At 73.1% G+C, this 13,513-nt stretch carries 13 protein-coding genes; 8 read left to right on the top strand and 5 right to left on the bottom strand.

Translation table 11 applies throughout. From position 1 onward, the window contains the following. Positions 1 to 43: 43 nt before the first annotated feature. Positions 44 to 904, bottom strand: a complete 861-nt coding sequence (locus ACWD4A_RS07415) for a MaoC/PaaZ C-terminal domain-containing protein (RefSeq protein WP_451190534.1) — start codon at positions 902 to 904, stop codon at positions 44 to 46. A 199-nt stretch (positions 905 to 1,103) separates the two neighbouring features. On the opposite strand from ACWD4A_RS07415, the gene ACWD4A_RS07410 reads away from it, so the two are divergent. The 6 genes from ACWD4A_RS07410 to ACWD4A_RS07385 all read left to right on the top strand — a co-directional run bounded on the left by ACWD4A_RS07410 (position 1,104) and on the right by ACWD4A_RS07385 (position 7,129). Next, complete coding sequence (locus tag ACWD4A_RS07410; protein ID WP_451190532.1) at positions 1,104 to 2,303, top strand: sensor histidine kinase; 1,200 nt, start codon at positions 1,104 to 1,106, stop codon at positions 2,301 to 2,303. Next, positions 2,300 to 2,905, top strand: coding sequence for a response regulator transcription factor (locus ACWD4A_RS07405; protein ID WP_451190530.1), 606 nt, complete (start codon positions 2,300 to 2,302; stop codon positions 2,903 to 2,905). The genes ACWD4A_RS07410 and ACWD4A_RS07405 overlap by 4 nt, the downstream gene beginning before the upstream one ends. A gap of 349 nt (positions 2,906 to 3,254) precedes the next feature. Continuing rightward, entirely contained in the window at positions 3,255 to 3,896 is a 642-nt protein-coding gene (locus ACWD4A_RS07400) for a class I SAM-dependent methyltransferase (protein WP_451190527.1), read from the top strand. Positions 3,897 to 3,918: 22 nt separating this feature from the next. Next, positions 3,919 to 4,932, top strand: coding sequence for an N-acetylmuramoyl-L-alanine amidase (locus tag ACWD4A_RS07395; RefSeq protein WP_451190525.1), 1,014 nt, complete (start codon positions 3,919 to 3,921; stop codon positions 4,930 to 4,932). Positions 4,933 to 5,139: 207 nt separating this feature from the next. Continuing rightward, the gene (locus ACWD4A_RS07390) at positions 5,140 to 5,985 is read left to right on the top strand and encodes a hypothetical protein (protein WP_451190523.1); all 846 of its coding nucleotides are present in this window, start codon (positions 5,140 to 5,142) and stop codon (positions 5,983 to 5,985) included. Positions 5,986 to 6,118: 133 nt separating this feature from the next. Then, complete coding sequence (locus ACWD4A_RS07385; RefSeq protein ID WP_451190521.1) at positions 6,119 to 7,129, top strand: LLM class F420-dependent oxidoreductase; 1,011 nt, start codon at positions 6,119 to 6,121, stop codon at positions 7,127 to 7,129. Positions 7,130 to 7,187: 58 nt separating this feature from the next. On the opposite strand, the gene ACWD4A_RS07380 is transcribed toward ACWD4A_RS07385, so the two are convergent. The 4 genes from ACWD4A_RS07380 to ACWD4A_RS07365 form a co-directional block, all read right to left on the bottom strand. Continuing rightward, positions 7,188 to 7,727 (bottom strand): hypothetical protein, encoded by a 540-nt coding sequence (locus tag ACWD4A_RS07380; RefSeq protein WP_451190519.1) that lies wholly within the window; start codon positions 7,725 to 7,727, stop codon positions 7,188 to 7,190. Positions 7,728 to 7,853: 126 nt separating this feature from the next. Next, positions 7,854 to 8,933 (bottom strand): prenyltransferase, encoded by a 1,080-nt coding sequence (locus ACWD4A_RS07375; protein WP_451190517.1) that lies wholly within the window; start codon positions 8,931 to 8,933, stop codon positions 7,854 to 7,856. Further along, the gene (locus ACWD4A_RS07370) at positions 8,930 to 9,664 is read right to left on the bottom strand and encodes a class I SAM-dependent methyltransferase (RefSeq protein ID WP_451190514.1); all 735 of its coding nucleotides are present in this window, start codon (positions 9,662 to 9,664) and stop codon (positions 8,930 to 8,932) included. The genes ACWD4A_RS07375 and ACWD4A_RS07370 overlap by 4 nt, the downstream gene beginning before the upstream one ends. Before the next feature lie 577 nt (positions 9,665 to 10,241). Next, a complete protein-coding gene (locus ACWD4A_RS07365; protein ID WP_451190511.1) occupies positions 10,242 to 11,651 on the bottom strand; it encodes a glycosyltransferase family 4 protein in 1,410 nt (469 codons plus the stop codon). Between the two features lie 219 nt (positions 11,652 to 11,870). Between ACWD4A_RS07365 and ACWD4A_RS07360 the strand changes: the two genes are divergently transcribed. Continuing rightward, a complete protein-coding gene (locus ACWD4A_RS07360; RefSeq protein ID WP_451190509.1) occupies positions 11,871 to 12,548 on the top strand; it encodes a TetR family transcriptional regulator in 678 nt (225 codons plus the stop codon). 301 nt (positions 12,549 to 12,849) lie between these two features. Beyond that, positions 12,850 to 13,461 (top strand): LuxR C-terminal-related transcriptional regulator, encoded by a 612-nt coding sequence (locus ACWD4A_RS07355; protein ID WP_451190506.1) that lies wholly within the window; start codon positions 12,850 to 12,852, stop codon positions 13,459 to 13,461. Positions 13,462 to 13,513 lie beyond the last annotated feature (52 nt).

Genomic DNA, 13,513 nt, shown 5'->3' with positions numbered 1-13,513 from the left:
GACGCCCCCGCCGCAGGCGGCGAACCGGCCCGCACCATGACGGCTAGGCGTAAGCCACAACCGTGTCGGCCAGCACGGCCGCATCCCCCCGTTCGACCGCCGTCACCGACACCTGGATCCGGCCCGGCAGCGCCGTCGCCCACATCCGTACGCGCAGCGTCTCCCCGGGGTAGCAGACCCCGGCAAAGCGGGTCGCGTACGACCGCACCCGGCCGACGTCACCGTCCAGCACCGTGTCGACGACGGCCTTGAGCGCCATGCCGTAGGAGCACAGGCCGTGCAGGATCGGCCGGTCGAAGCCCGCCAGTGCCGCGAACTCGGGGTCCGCGTGCAGGGGGTTCCAGTCGCCGGAGAGGCGGTAGAGGAGGGCCTGGTCCTCGCGTACGGGGCGTTCGACGGTGTGGGAGGGGGGAGCGTCCGGCAGGTCGAGCCGGGTGGTCGTGCCGCGTTCGCCGCCGAAGCCGCCCTCGCCCTTCACATAGATCTCGCTCTCGCTCGCCCACAGCGGTCCGTCGGCGTCCGCGACGTCCGAACGCAGCACGATGACGGCGGCCTTGCCCTTGTCGTGGACGGCGGCGACGCGGGACGTGTGGGTGGCGGAGCCGCGGACCGGGATGGGCCGGTGCAGTTCGACGCGCTGTCCGCCGTGCAGGACCCGCGCGAGGTCGACGTCGATGCCGGGCGCGGACAGGCCGCCCGCCAGGGCCATGCCGCCGCCGGCGACGGTCGCGAAGCTGGGGAGCACATGGAGCCTGCTCTCCAGGGTGTAGCGGAGCTCGCCGGGGTCGGTCGCGGGGGTGCCCGCGCCGAGGCCCAAGTGGTAGAGCTGGACGTCCTTGTGGTCCCAGGTGAGCCCGGTGGTACGGGGCTCGGCGGCGACCGCCTGCGCTGCGTCGATGGGCATCGGGGCAGGGCTCCTTCGCGGCGACGTAGAACACGTTCCAGTCGATCCGTAGGCACCCATGTATAGCCGAAGGCCGTGGGGACGGGAAGGCCGCGGACCGTAGAACTGACGCCGCGTCAGGCGACTGGGACGAATGTCACGGGAAGCCGTACACATTTACATCTGCCCAGGTCACCGGGGTTTTTCATAGGGTCTGGACATGACCGACAGCACCTACCCGGACCCGCGGGACAAACGGCACAAGCCACCGGGGAAATTCGCCTTCCTGCCCTGGCTCTTCATGCTCACCGGGGACGTCCAGGGGCTGTTCAAGCAGGGCATGCCGCTGCCCTGGCTGGGCGGGGCGGGAGTGCTGGCCTTCGCGGCGCTGTACACCGCGGCGGTCTTCCTCGGGTTCGACGAGCGACGGCGCGGCACCCTAGCGCCGCTCCTCGCGCTCGCCGGTCTCGCGGCCGTGACCTACGCGCTGACCATCGGTTACGGCCTGTGTGCCGACGGCTCCCACGCGGACTGGCTGATGTGCTTCCCGACGCTGTCCCTGGCCACCGGGATCGTGCTCCGGAGCAGCGACGGCGACGGCCGCCGACTGGGCGCCGCCGTACTGTTCTTCGCGGGCTCGGCGGGCGTGATCGCCGGTGTCGCCGACGGCGCCTCGGCCGCGCAGACCCTCGGGTACGGCACCTTGCTCTCCGGCTTCGTCACGGCCGCGATCCTCACCCTCTTCGAGACCGTCGCCAAGCTCCGCGCCACCCGCGACGAGCTGGCCCGTGCCGCGGTCGAGCGTGAACGGCTGCGCTTCTCGCGGGATCTGCACGACCTGCTCGGGCACACCATGTCCGTGATCGTGGTCAAGGCGGAGGCCGTACGCCGCCTCGCGCCCCGCGACCTGGACGCGGCCCTCGGGCACGCCTCCGACATCGAGGCGGTCGGCAGGCAGGCGCTCACCGAGATACGCGAGGCCGTCACCGGCTACCGCGAGGGCAGCCTCACCACCGAGCTCGACCGCGCGCGTTCCCTCCTCGAGGCCTCCGCCATCGCTCCGGAGTTCCGGCAGTCGGGCCCGCCGCTGCCGCCGCAGACCGCGGCGCTGCTCGGCTGGGTGGTGCGCGAGGGCATCACCAACGTCGTACGGCACAGCGGCGCCGACCGCTGCACGGTCGAGGTGCGCGGCGAGACCGACCAGGTCCGCCTGGAGATCACGGACAACGGCCGCGGCGTAGGCTCGGCCTCGTCCGGCGCCGGTACGGGTGCGGGGGGCGGTACGGGGCTGCGGGGGCTGACCGAACGGCTCGCGGCCGCGGGCGGTTCCCTGACGACCGGCCCGGACGGGCGCCGGGGCTTCCGGCTCGTCGCAGAACTGCCGGTGGACTCGGAGTCCGAGGAGGACCGCACATCATGATCAAACTGCTGCTCGCCGAGGACCAGGGCATGATGCGGGGCGCGCTCGCGCTGCTGCTCGGTCTGGAGGAGGACATCGAGATCGTCGCCCAGGTCGGCAACGGCGACGAGATCCTGCCGAAGGCGCTGGAGACGCGCCCCGACATCGCCCTCCTCGACATCGAACTCCCGGGCCGCAGCGGCCTGGACGCGGCCGCGGACCTGCGGGCGCGGCTGCCGGAGTGCCGGGTGCTGATCCTCACCACCTTCGGCAGACCCGGCTATCTGCGCCGCGCGATGGAGGCCGGGGCCTCCGGGTTCCTGGTGAAGGACGGCCCCGTCGAGGAGCTCGCCGCGGCGATCCGGCGCATCCTCGCGGGCGAGCGCGTCATCGACCCCGCCCTCGCCGCGGCGGCGCTCAGCGCGGGCCCGAACCCGCTCACCCAACGCGAACAGGACGTCCTCGCCGCGGCCGTCGACGGCGCCACGGTCGCCGACATCGCGGCGAAGGTCCATCTGTCGCCCGCGACGGTCCGCAACTACCTGTCGGCGGCGATCGGCAAGACCGCGACCCGCAACCGGATGGAAGCGGTGCGGGCTGCGCGGCAGAACGGATGGTTGTAGCGGCTGCTGGGTGCGGGTCCGTTGCCTCCCCCAGACTCCGTCCGGGAGGTGCCCCCAGCGGCGGGGGCGCCCTGCGGGCGCGTCCTCAATCGCCGGACGGGCTGAGTTTGCGGACCGTGGTTCTTTGGCCTGCGGCCCGCAGGCTGCGGACTACGCCCGCAAATTCAGCCCGTCCGGCGATTGAGGACAAGCGGCGCAGCCGCTTTGGGGGTCTGGGGGTCTCCCCCAGTTCGGGAAGGGGCGGGGCTGGGGAACAAGCCCGCCGCCCGGCGCCACCCGCCCGCACCACCGTCACCCCCATGCGGCAGCATGACCCCGCAGTACCCGAGCCCACCGCCAGGAGCGACACATGCCCCCCAAGCCCGACGTCCTCGCCGCGTTCGAAGCGGCGAAGGGATTCATGCCGCTCGACGAAGGGCTCGCCCTGTACGCCGCCGCCGAGCAGGCCACCGCGTCCCGGAAGCTGCCGCTCCTCGAAGTGGGCACGTACTGCGGCCGTTCCACCATCCTGCTCGCCGCCGCCGCGCGCGAGGCCGGTACGACGGCCGTGACCGTCGACCACCACCGCGGCAGCGAGGAGCAGCAGCCCGGCTGGGAGTACCACGACCCGTCCGTCGTGGACCCGGAGGTGGGCCGGATGGACACGCTGCCGACCTTCCGGCGCACGCTCCACCGGGCGGGTCTGGAGGACCACGTCATCGCGGTCGTCGGCCGGTCGCCGCGGGTCGCCGCGGTCTGGGGGACGCCGCTCGGGCTGGTGTTCATCGACGGCGGGCACACGGACGAGCACGCCACGGCCGACTACGAGGGCTGGGCGCCGCACGTCGCCGAGGGCGGACTGCTCGTCATCCACGACGTGTTCGCCGACCCGGCGGACGGCGGCCAGGCCCCGTACCGCGTGTATCGCAGGGCACTGGAGTCCGGCGCGTTCACCGAGGTCTCGGTAACGCGCTCGCTGCACGTTCTGCGGCGGACGGGCCCCGGGATCTGAGCCACGGGGTTAGCATCGCCGGGTGTCCAAAGGCAGCTTTCCCCGCACGCCCGGCCCCCTGGGCGGCGGCCGTCTGCGCCACCTCCCGGGCGGCACCCCGCTCCTGATAGCCGCGGCAGCGGTACTGCCCGCCGGTCTTCTGGGCTGGCTGCTGTGGGACGGGGGCGGCGGTTCGGGGGACGACGGCAAGCGCCCCGCGGCCGCCACGGCGGGGCCCGCGGCCGCGTCGCGGTCCGCCTCCCGGACGCCGGACGCCCGTACGAGCCCGTCCCCCGGGCCCGGCGTCCCGGTGTCCCCCTCCCCGGAGCGGCCGTCGTCCGCGGCCCCGGCCCCGGCCGACGACGGCACCCCGCGCGCCGACGGCCCGCTCAAGGGCAAGGTCGTCGTCATCGACCCGGGCCACAACATCCACAACAGCGAGCACACCGCGGAGATCGACCGTTCCGTCGACATCGGCACGGGCCGCAAGGAGTGCGACACCACCGGCACGTCCACGGACGCGGGTTACGCGGAGGCGGCGTTCAGCCTCGACGTCTCGCACCGGATCCGCAGAATCCTCCAGGAGCAGGGCGCCACGGTGCGGCTGACCCACGACGGCGACCGCCCGTACGGGCCGTGCGTGGACGAGCGCGCCCGGATCGGCAACGAGGCGCACGCGGACGCCGCCGTCTCCGTGCACGCGGACGGCGCGGCCGTCGGCGACCGCGGCTTCCATGTGATCCTGCCCGCTTCGGTGAAGGGCGGCCGGGCGGACACCGGCCCGATCGTCGGGCCGTCGAAGGAACTGGGCGCGCGGATCGCGGGGAACTTCGTACGGACGACCGGAAGCGCGCCTTCCAACTACATCGGCGGCGGCACCGGACTGGACACCCGCGGGGACCTCGGCGGCCTCAACCTCTCGACGATCCCGAAGGTGTTCATCGAGTGCGGCAACATGCGCGACCCCCAGGACGCCGCCCTGCTGACCGACGGGGCATGGCGCGAGAAGGCGGCGCAGGGGATCGCGAACGGCGTCGCGGACTTCCTGCGGAGGTAAGCGCGGGGGTAAGCGCGGGGGTAAGTACTGCCAGGCCACGGGCATGTCACGAGGGTGATACGAAGGAGACGCCCCGACCGCTCAGGCGATAGGTTCACCCGTACGATGGGGGCCGCCCGACGCCCCCCTCGCATCCCGTGCACCGGCGACAGCGACGACGTCGATCAGCGTCAATCAACGTCGATCAACACTGACAAAGGATTTTAGGTGAACATCCGCTCCCTCACTCGAGGCGACGGCGTGGTGATCGGAGCAGCGGTGCTGCTGTTCATCGCCTCGTTCCTGAGCTTCTACTCGTACGACTGCGGCCAGTCGGCCATCGGCTGCCCGCCGGAGCCGAACGGCTGGAAGTCCGGTCTGTTCCCCGTGCTGCCGTCGATCTTCCTCGCCGGGATCATCGCCGCCGGGTTCACCGTCGCCGCCCGCTTCCAGCCCGAGGGACGCAAGCTCGCCGGTCTGGGCCTGGACCAGTGGGGCACGGCGCTCGCCGTGTTCGCCGCGTGGTCCTCGCTGTGGACGATCGTCGGCGGTGGCTCCGGGGTGTCCGCGGGTGTCGGCCAGATCCTGGGTCTGATCGCCAACCTGGCGCTCGCCGCGACCGTGATCCTCACCCCGCGCACCCCGGCCCTCAAGGCCCCGCTGATGGGCGCGCCGGGTCCGCAGGCCCCGGGTCCGTACGGCGCCGGCCCGAACCCGGGCTACGGCTACCCCGGTCCGGGCGGCATGCAGCCCGGTGCCGCGGGCCCGTACGGTGCCCAGCCGTCGTACGGCGGCCAGCCGCAGCAGCCCCAGCAGGACCACGGCATGGGCGGTGCCGCTCCGCAGGCCGCCGCCCAGCCCGCCGCTCCGGCCGGGGACTTCGCCCCGTTCTGGTTCGCGGTGCCGGTGGCGCGCCCGCTGTTCGCGGAGGACGGTTCGCCGACGCCGGTCGCCGAGCTCGCGCCCGGCACCTGGTACCTGGCCGTGGACCAGCGCGGTCAGGCGCTCGTCGCGCAGACGCAGGACGGCCGCCGCGGCGTGCTCCAGGACACCACGGGCATCCAGCGCGGCTGACGCGCTGTCCGCTCCTCCGACGGCCCGCCGGGTTCTCCCCGGCGGGCCGTTCGTCTTGCCGGGCGCGGGGCGGGGCCGTACAGTCCCCCTGGATCGGATCTGACACTTCGTCAGTTACGGGCTGGGGGTGGCCATGCGGCTCGGCATCGCGCTCGGCTACTGGGGGCGCGGCCCCGACCCCCGCCACGCCGAACTGGCCGTCGAGGCCGAGCGGCTGGGCTACGACTCGGTGTGGACCGCCGAGTCCTGGGGCTCCGACGCCTTCACCCCGCTCACCTGGATCGCCGCGCGCACCCGGCGGATCCGGCTCGGCACGGCGGTGGCGCAGATGGCGGCCCGCGCCCCGACGGCGACGGCGATGCACGCGCTCACGCTCGACCACCTCTCCGGCGGCCGGCTGCTGCTCGGGCTGGGGCTGTCGGGGCCACAGGTCGTGGAGGGCTGGTACGGGCGGCCCTTCCCGGAGAGCCCGCTGACGGCGACCCGCGAGTACGTGGAGATCGTCCGGCGGGTCCTGCGCCGCCGGGCGCCCGTGACCCTCGACGGCCGCTACCACCCGCTCCCCTACGACGGCCCCGACGCCACCGGACTCGGCAGACCCCTCAAGTCCCTCACCCATCCCCTGCGCCCCGATGTGCCGGTGCTGCTCGGCGCCGAGGGTCCCCGCAACGTCGCCCAGACCGTGCGCATCGCCGACGGCTGGCTGCCGCTGTACTGGTCGCCCCTGCGTACGGACGTGCACGCGGCCGCGCTCGCCGAGGCGCCCGAGGGCTTCATGGTGGCCCCGCTGGCCCAGGCGCGCGTCTGCGCCGATGTGGCGGAAGGACTGCGTCCGGTGAAGGAGATGCTCGGCTTCTACATCGGCGGGATGGGACACGCGCGCCGCAACTTCCACGCCGACCTCATGGCCCGCATGGGCTTCGGCGACGCCGCCCTGCGGGTGCGCCGGCTCTTCCTCGCGGGACGCCGGGAGGAGGCCGTGGCCGCGGTGCCGGACGAGTTCGCCGACGAGATCTCCCTGGTCGGACCGCGGTCCCGCATCGCGAAACGCCTGGCGCTGTGGCGCGCGGGCCCCGTCACCGACCTGCTGGTCATCGCGCCGGACGGGGAGACGCTGCGCGTCCTGGCGGACCTGAACGCGTAGCGGCGCGGCGGCCCTTCCGGACGGCGTCGATCCTTCCGGATGTCAGCCCTTCCGGAGGTCAGCCCTTCTGGATGTCGGAGTACGAGGGCACCTGGTCGGTGACCGGGGCGCCCGCGCTCTTGCCCGCGTCCTTCACATTGCCGATGACCTTGTCGAAGGCGTTGGCGTCGTTGTCGGTCGCGTCGCCCTTGCGGAACTTGGTGGTCAGCCCCTTGAGCGAGTCGATGCCCGCGCTGAGCGGGGCGACGGCCTTGGACAGGGTCGGGTCGCCCTTCGCGTTGTTCACCGCGGCCTTGAACCGGTTGTACGAGAACGTGCCCGCGAGGCCCGCCTTCACCAGGGCGACCGTCCGGCCGTCGGCGCCCTTCTTGAAGGCTCCGTTCCGGTACGGCTTGATGATCCACTGGTAGGCCGCGCCCGAGGCGAGCCCTGCGTTGGCGACGAACCGCGTCTTCGCGAACTTCTGCTTCTCGGCGGAACTGGTCGGCGACGCGCCGCTGCCCTCCGTCTCCTTCTTCTTGCCGCCCCCGCCGCAGCCCGTACCGACGAGGAGGAGCCCACAGACAAGGGGGACGGCGATGACGGCACGGCGCTGCACGGTGACCTCCGGTGGGGGCGCGGTGTTCCTCCGCCAAGCCTGACCGCTCCCCCCTGCCGCTCGCCACCGGGCGCACCCGTTCGAGTCCCCGGCCCCGGACCCGGACCCGGCGCCGCGGGCCGCCGGCTAGCAGCAGTCCGGCTCCAGGCCCGTCGGCAGACGCTCGCCGCCGAAGACCGCCGTCGTGGCCTCGTCCCCGCCGAGGGCCGCCACGGCCAGCAGCAGGGAGCCGGCGGTCCACGTCGTCTGTTCCTCCGGCCAGATCGCGTCGTCGTCGAAGACGTAGCCGGTCCAGTACAGGCCGTTGTCCGCCCGCAGGTGCCGGATCCACTGCAGGATCTGCACCGCGCGGTCGGACTCCCCCATCACCCAGAGGGCCAGGGCCAGTTCGCAGCTCTCGCCGCCGGTCACCCAGGGGTTGGGCAGCACGCAGCGGACGCCGAGGCCCGGCACCACGAAGCGGTCCCAGCCCTCCTCGATGCGCTCCTTGGCGGCGGGGCCGGTGAGCGCGCCGCCGAGCACCGGGTAGTACCAGTCCATGGAGTAGCGGCTCTTGTCGAGGAACCGCTCCGGGTGCCTGCGTATCGCGTGCGCCAGCAGCCCGGCCGCCAGTTCCCAGTCCGGCTGCGGCTCCTCGCGGTGCTCGGCGATCGCGAGGGCGCAGCGCAGCGCCTGGTGGACGGAGGAGGAGCCGGTCAGGAGGGCATCGGTGACGTCCGTGCCGTCCTCCTCCCGCTTCCAGCCGATCTGGCCGCCCGGCTGCTGGAGCCGGAGGACGAACTCGATCGCGGCGAAGACGGTCGGCCACATGCGGTCGAGGAAGGCGTCGTCGCCGGTGGAGAGGTAGTGGTGCCAGACGCCGACAGCGACGTAGGCGACGAAGTTGGTCTCCCGGCCGCGGTCGGTGGGGTCGGCGGCGTCGCCGTCCGCGTAGGCGGCGTACCAGGAGCCGTCGGTGTTCTGGTGGTCCGCGAGCCAGCGGTAGGCCGCCTCGGCGCGGGCATGTTCCCCGGCGGCGTCCAGGGCCATGGCGGCCTCGACGTGGTCCCAGGGGTCGAGGTGGTGACCCCGGAACCAGGGTATGGCGCCGTCCTCGCGCTGCGCGGCGGCGATGCCCGCCACCGTGCGGGCGGCCTGTTCGGCGGTGAGCACGCCGGGCAGGACGAGGCGCTCGGTACGGTCCGGCCTGCGGCCAGCTCTGGTCACGCGTGCTCCCCGGCGGGCGCGTGCGGCTTCGTCGCGTACGCCACGAAGCTCTTGCCGATGACGGGGTTGAGGAGCTGCTCGGCGACCCGGGTGGCCTTGGGCTTCTTCATGATGTCCCAGACCAGCAGCTTGTGGTAGGCGCGGACGGGCAGCACCTTGTCGTTGTCCACACCGAAGGCGCACTTGAGCCACCAGTAGGGGCTGTGCAGTCCGTGCGCGTGGTGGGTGCCGTACGGCACCAGGCCCGCCTCGCGCATCTTGGCGAGGAGTTCGTCGGCGCGGTAGATGCGGATGTGTCCGCCCTCGACCTCGTGGTAGGCGTCGGAGAGCGTCCAGCAGACCTTCTCCGGGCCGTAGCGGGGCACGGTGACGGCGATCCGGCCGCCGGGCCTGAGGACGCGGACCATCTCCGCGAGCACTCCCTTGTCGTCGGGGATGTGCTCCATGACCTCGGAGATGATGACGACGTCGAAGCTGTCGTCGGGGAAGGGCAGCGCCAGGGCGTCCCCCTCCATGGCGGTGGCGGTCGCCCCCGCGGGCGCCTCACCCGCCTCCTTCATGGCGGCGAACCACTTGGCGACCTCGCGTATCTCCTCGGCGTTGCGGTCGAGGGCGACGACCTGAGCACCGCGCCGGTAGCACTCGAAGGCGTGCCGGCCCGCGCCGCAGCCCAGATCGAGGACGCGGTCGCCTGCGGCGAGGGGAAAGCGGGAGAAATCGACGGTCAGCACGAATATTTGCTTTCGTCCGGCGGGACAGGAGGGTCGAAGCGGGCGGGCTGCCGCCCGGGGAAAGGTCTGTGGACGCGCCACCGGGTCCGGGCCCGGGGCCCGGAAGACCGGGTACGGGGCGCGGCCCCGGGGGTACGGTGCCGGGCCGACGGCCCGGAGGTCCCCGTACGGGTCGGCGCCCCGTGAACGGCCGGGCACGGACGGGGCGGTGCCTCGTGAACGCCCCGGCCCGCACGCGACCCGGCCCCGTCGGCGGCCGGGCACACGCAGGACGCGGCCCCGGGAGAACGTCCGTCGGCACGGATGCCACACCGGGCCGACAGCCCGGGAACCCCCGTACGGGGCGCGGCCCCGTGAACAGCCAGGCCCGCACGGGCCCTGACCCTGTCAACAGCCAGGCCCGTACAGGGCACGGCCCCGGAAGAACCCCCGTCGGCACGGATGCCCCGCCGGCCCGACGGCCCGGGAGTCCCCGTACGGGGCGCGGTTCCACCCGTCGTTCGGTGCGCACGGGGCGTGGCCCCGTCAGTGGGCGGGGCCGTGCGGGGCTGTGCCCCGGGGGTGGCCGGGCGGGGCATCAGGTTCGCCGTCCGGCCGTCCGGGCCGCCGTGCCGGTGGCGATCACGGCGCGGTAGTGGTCCGCCGTGCCGATCGCCGCCTGCCGCCAGGTGAAGCGGGCGAGCACCCGCTCGCGCCCCGCCGCGCCCAGCTTGCGCCGCAACTCGGCGTCGCCGAGCAGCCGGTTGAGGGCGGAGGCCAGCGCGCCGGGGTCGCCCGGCGGCACGGCCAGGCAGGTCTCCCCGTCGGGCCCGGCGACCTCCGGGATCGCCCCGCCCGTGGTGGCCACCAACGGCGTGCCCGTGGCCATCGCCTCGGCCGCGGGCAGCGAGAAGCCTTCGTACAGCGAGGGGACGCAGGAGATCTGCGCCGAGCGCACCAGGTCGACGAGCTCCGCGTCGCTGATGCCCTTGACGAACTCGACGGCGCCCTCCAGCCCGCACCGCCGGATGGCCGTGGCGATCGGTCCGCTCTCCGGGCGCTTGCCGACGACCACGAGGTGGGCGGCCGGGTTCTGCGCGCGGAGCACCGCCAGCGCCTCGACGAGGTGGATGAGGCCCTTGAGGGGGACGTCCGCGCTGGAGGTGGTGACGATCCGGCCGGGGATCTCGGCGACGGACGGGTCCGGCGAGAACAGGTCGGTGTCGGCGCCGATATGGACGACGTGCACCCGGCTCGGGGACACCCCCAGGTGCGAGACGATCTCCTGCCGCGAGGAGCCGGAGACGGTCAGCACGGACGGCAGCCGCCGCGCCACCCGCTTCTGCATCCGGGTGAAGCCGTACCAACGGCGCACGGACGCCCGGCGCTTCCAGTCGGCGGCGGCGTCGAGGTCGAGCTGCCGGTCGACGGTGATGGGGTGGTGAATGGTGGTCACCAGCGGCGCACCGAGCACCGCGGGCCCGCCCAGCAGTCCGTAGCCGAGGGTCTGGTTGTCGTGCACGACGTCGAACCGGCCGCGCTGCGCGGCGAGATGACGGCGCGCCCGGAGGCTGAAGGTGAGCGGCTCGGGGAAGCCGCCCGTCCACATGGTGGCCACCTCCAGCGCGTCGATCCAGTCGCGGTACTCGTCGCGGCCGGGCGTGCGGAAGGGGTCGGGCTGGCGGTAGAGGTCGAGGCTGGGCAGCTCGGTGAGACTCACCCGGCCCGCGCCCACCCGGCCGTCCGCGCCGCCGGCACCACCGGCACCGTCGAATCCGCCGGCACCGTCGAGTCCGTCGAGCACGGGATACGGCTGCGAGCCGATGACCTCGACGTGGTGCCCGAGGCGGGCGAGCTCCCGCGAGAGGTGGCGGACGTACACACCCTGGCCGCCGCAGAACGGGTTCCCCTTATAGGTGAGCAGTGCGATCCGCAGAGGGCGGTCACCGCCCCCGTCCACGAGGGTGCTGTCGTACGCGAGCGCTGCCTCCGTGGCCTCAGCGGTCACTCCCGGCCTCCTTCTCGCTGCTGTCCCGCCGGAGCGTAACCGGTCGCGCTAATCTAGAACAAGTTTCAGACTGGGTTGTCCGGAAGCCTCGAATCTACCGGCCGGACAGCCGGTCGGGCGGGCCGGATCGGGTGATTCGCGCCACGGCCCGACCCCTGCCATGCTGTGCCGTCCGGGCCGTACAGACACCGCTGGATGGATTGCCACGGAATGGGACATATGACTACGGACTCCAAGTCGGCGGGCTCGCCGGCGCCGGCCGGCCTGTCCGCGCCGTCGGGGCCTTCCGGGCCCGTCCTGACGGAACGCCAGGAGGCCCGGCGGCGCCGCATCCTGACGGCCACCACCCGGCTGGCGACCCGCGGCGGCTTCGACGCGGTGCAGATGCGGGAGGTCGCCGAGTCGGCGGACGTCGCGCTCGGCACGCTCTACCGCTACTTCCCCTCCAAGATCCACCTGCTGGTGGCCACCATGCAGGACCAGCTCCAGCAGCTCCACGAGACCCTGCGCAAGCGCCCGTTGACGGACGAGGACCCGGCGGCGCGCGTGGCGCAGACCCTGATGCGGGCCTTCCGCGCGATGCAGCGCGAGCCGCACCTGGCGGACGCGATGGTGCGCGCCCTCACCTTCGCCGACCGGTCGGTGAGCTCCGAGGTCGACACGGTCTCCCGGCTGACCACGGCGATCATCCTGGACGCGATGGGCCCGGCGGGGGCCGCCGGACCTCCCGCCCCGGCCACTCCCGAACAGCTCTCCGCGGTGCGCGTCATCGAGCACACCTGGCACTCGGCGCTGATCACCTGGCTGTCCGGGCGGGCCTCCATCGCCCAGGTGAAGATCGACATCGAGACGGTCTGCCGACTCATCAGCCTCACGAACCCCACCACTCGCCACTGACCAACCACAGAGCAACGGCAGAACAGCCGCAGAGCAGCCGCAGGCCAAGCGCAAACCCGGCGCCGGTCAACCACCTTGCCCCGCTTCGCCCTTGATGCCCGCCCGCGCCCACCGGCAGCAAGGGATTCCGGAGGGCGCGTTCGAGTGAACTTGGGGCGCGCGTGGCGAGAAACGTGCGCCCTTACGCCCCCCGCAGCCCGGTCATCCACGCCCGTGACAGCGGCACACGCCGGTATGAATTTGTGGACGCCCGGCACAGCGCCCGCTGTCCGGGGAGAGCGGGAGGGCGAGGGCAGACACCGTGATCCGGGTTCTACTGGTGCACGACATCCATCTGCTGCGCGCGGCCCTGGCGGCGCTGATCGCGAGAGAGCCCGATCTGGAGGTCTCGGCATCCTCCTGGCCCCGTGCGGCGACCATGTCCCGCGCGGTACTGCCGCACGTCTGCGTGGTCGACATGGACAGCCCCGCGTCCGACGGCCCGCACGGCCTGCGACGGCTGTCCGACGACCCCGGCGACGGCGGCGGCACGCCCGCCCTGCTCGCCCTGGCCTCCGCCGAACGCCCGGGGCCCCTGCGCCGGGCGTACGAGGAGCGGGTCCTGGGGTACTTGAGCAAAAACGCTTCCCCTGACCGGCTGGTGGAAGGAATAAGGCATGTGGCGAAGGGCGAACGCTACATCGACGAGTCCCTCGGCTTCGGCTTCCTCCAGGCGTCGGAGATCCCCCTCACCAGACGCGAGCTGACCGTCCTCTCCCTGGCCGCGGAAGGCGCCTCCATCGGCGAGATCGCCCTCAGCCTCCACCTGTCGAACGGCACGGTCCGCAACTACATGGCGGCTATCACGCGGAAGACGGGGGCGAGAAACCGGGTGGACGCGATCCGCATCTCCCGGGTGGCGGGGTGGGTCTGACGAACTGACGTACCGTCAACGTCAGCCGGTTACTCATGCGTTCCGCACCCTC

This window comes from Streptomyces sp. NPDC002537 (genome assembly GCF_053594975.1).
This window is presented reverse-complemented; position numbering and strand designations above follow the sequence as displayed.